Annotated in this window: 2 protein-coding genes; both read right to left on the reverse strand. The window is 76.8% G+C overall.

The genetic code is table 11. From position 1 onward, the window contains the following. Positions 1-12: 12 nt before the first annotated feature. Complete coding sequence (locus tag ACFV4F_RS43160) at positions 13-1,155, reverse strand: bpX6 domain-containing protein (RefSeq protein ID WP_380511498.1); 1,143 nt, start codon at positions 1,153-1,155, stop codon at positions 13-15. Beyond that, a partial coding sequence (locus ACFV4F_RS43165) for a hypothetical protein (RefSeq protein WP_380511500.1) occupies positions 1,152-2,211 on the reverse strand: 1,060 nt, incomplete at its 5' end. The genes ACFV4F_RS43160 and ACFV4F_RS43165, both read right to left, overlap by 4 nt.

The following is a 2,211-nucleotide window of genomic DNA, read 5'->3' on the forward strand; positions in this document are numbered from 1 at the left end:
AGGACGCCGCCGTCACCGGCCTCGGGGGGGGGCGGGGCGGGGGGGGGCGTCGCGGTGGTCGGCGTGGACCAACGCGGCCTCGTCGAACCGCCCTTCGCCTTCGAGGGCGCGGGCGGCCTCGCGGTAGAGGTCGGTGAGGTACTGGTGGACCGTCGGGCCGCTGATCGGACTGGCGACGAGCGGGCCGTCGGCGAGCCGCGGGGTCGGCCTGAGGGCGCCGGTGAAGCGGCGGGGCAGGCGGCGGCCGAACCAGACCGGCTGGTCGCGGGAGCCCGCGGCGGCGAGCCGGATGGCGTCGCGCAGGGCGTCCTCCCAGCGGCGCTGCTCGAATGCCCGGGTGAGGTCGCGGAGGTAGCGCAGGTGGCGGCGGTGGAGCGCGCCGGAGGTGGACGGCGTGCGGCGGGCGCCGCGCGGCCTGGCCGTGCTGCGGGCGGCAGCCCCGCCGGCCGCAGCGTGGGCGGCACCGGCCGACCGCGCCTGGCGCCGGTCGTGCAGGACGAAGCCCAGGAGGACCGCGGCGGCGCCGCCGACGGCGAGCAGGAACGCGCCGAGGTGGAAGCCCCTGCGGGCGATCAGGTTCGAGAAGGGGATCGCGGCGATCGCGGCGACCAGGAACACCGCGGCAGCGGCGACCCACCCCTCGTTGGAGCGGTCCGGGCCCGGCGCCGTACGGCGGCGCGCGCGGTCGGTCGACTCGGAGATCCCGGCGGCCGCACGAAGGTCCACGGCGGGCGCCTGCGGGACGTCCTCCCGGACGGGCTCGGGCACGACCGGGGCACCGACCACGCCGAGCCGGTGGAGGGTGAGTCCGGACAGGTCGAGCCAGTCCTCTGGCCTCAACTGCGGTAGTGCATCGATGATATGACGCTCAATCACACCGCCAGGATGGAGCAGGAGTTCACCGGGAGCCGCATTCTCGTCACCTCGCAGCCCGACGGCCTCCAGCCCGCCCCCGACCGCGCGAAGCGGCTCCCCCGGAGCGCCGTCGACCCGGATCGGCGTCGGCTCGGGAAGCGTGAAGAGCCAGCGGCGGTCCGGAAGTTCGCGCAGCTCGGCGCCCGGCCGCCAGGCCGTGAGGACGCGGTCGGCGGCCTCGGCCGCACCGATCACTGGGACGTCGAGCACGAAGCCGGACGCGTGGATGACAGGGCTCATTCGTCGTTCTCGATCGAGAGGAGGGTCTTGCCGGTCGCCGCATTGCCGGCCCTCAGCCGGCCCGGCCGGGGCTCGGCCGCGATCATCGGCCAGCGCGGGTGGACGGCGGGCACCGCGGGCCCGCCGGAGAAGTCCGTGAGCGTGCGGACCTGGCCTTCGCGGACGGCGCGGACCAGGTGGGCGTCGCGGGTGCACGTGAGGAGCACGGGCGCACCGGACTCGTCCTCGATGATCGCGATGACATCGCCGCCGCCGGGGAGTTCGAGGTAGCGGCGCTCGCCCTTCCGGGTGCGGATGTCCCACCCGAAGTCGTCCTCGGACCACGCGAGCAGCCCGCCCGCGCCGTGCACGAGGTACTCGCACTCGGCCACGCCGGGCGGGAGCTCGCCGTCGAACAGCCGCGGTTCCCGGGCCCGGACGAAGGGCCGGCCGCCGGCGGTCGACACCACCGGCCCGTCGAGGGTGACCCGGCCGCCGGGCGCGATCCGTCGCCAGTGCCCGGCCAGGGGGACGACGAGGTCCTCGCCGTCGCGCACGAGCGGCAGGACGGGCTGGTGCGCGAGCGCGGGGAGTGCGGCGGCGTCGAGCCCGAGGTCGGCCAAGTCGACGTCGTAGCGGCCCGGTTCACCGAGGCGGCTGCCGCTGACGTGGAGGAGGAGGCGGCTCCGGTCGACGTAGTAGACGAGCAGGCGCCGACCGGTCCGTCCGGCGGCGACCACCTGTCCGCGCAGTTGGTGGCGGCGCGGCCGGGCGCTCCCGGCGAAGTGCGCCGTGCTCGGCGGCAGCCGCACCACGAGCAGCACGGTGGCGTCCCGGCCGCGCGCGAGCAGCGTCGCGGAGTCCGTGGTGAAGGCGGGCAGCGCCCCGGTGCCGCCGGGGAGCGGCGCGAAGACCACGCCGCCCCGGCGGAACTCGGAGCCCCGCAGCGCCCGGACGGCGACGGCGCCGCTGGGCAGCGGGAGTTCGGCCTTCGGTCCGCCGTCCACCCGGATCGCGACGCGGGCGGCGCCGTCGGCGGTCCAGCCGGTCTCCTCGGTGCTCAGCAAGCACTTGCGC

It is taken from the genome of Kitasatospora sp. NPDC059722 (genome assembly GCF_042733235.1).
Classification (GTDB): domain Bacteria; phylum Actinomycetota; class Actinomycetes; order Streptomycetales; family Streptomycetaceae; genus Kitasatospora.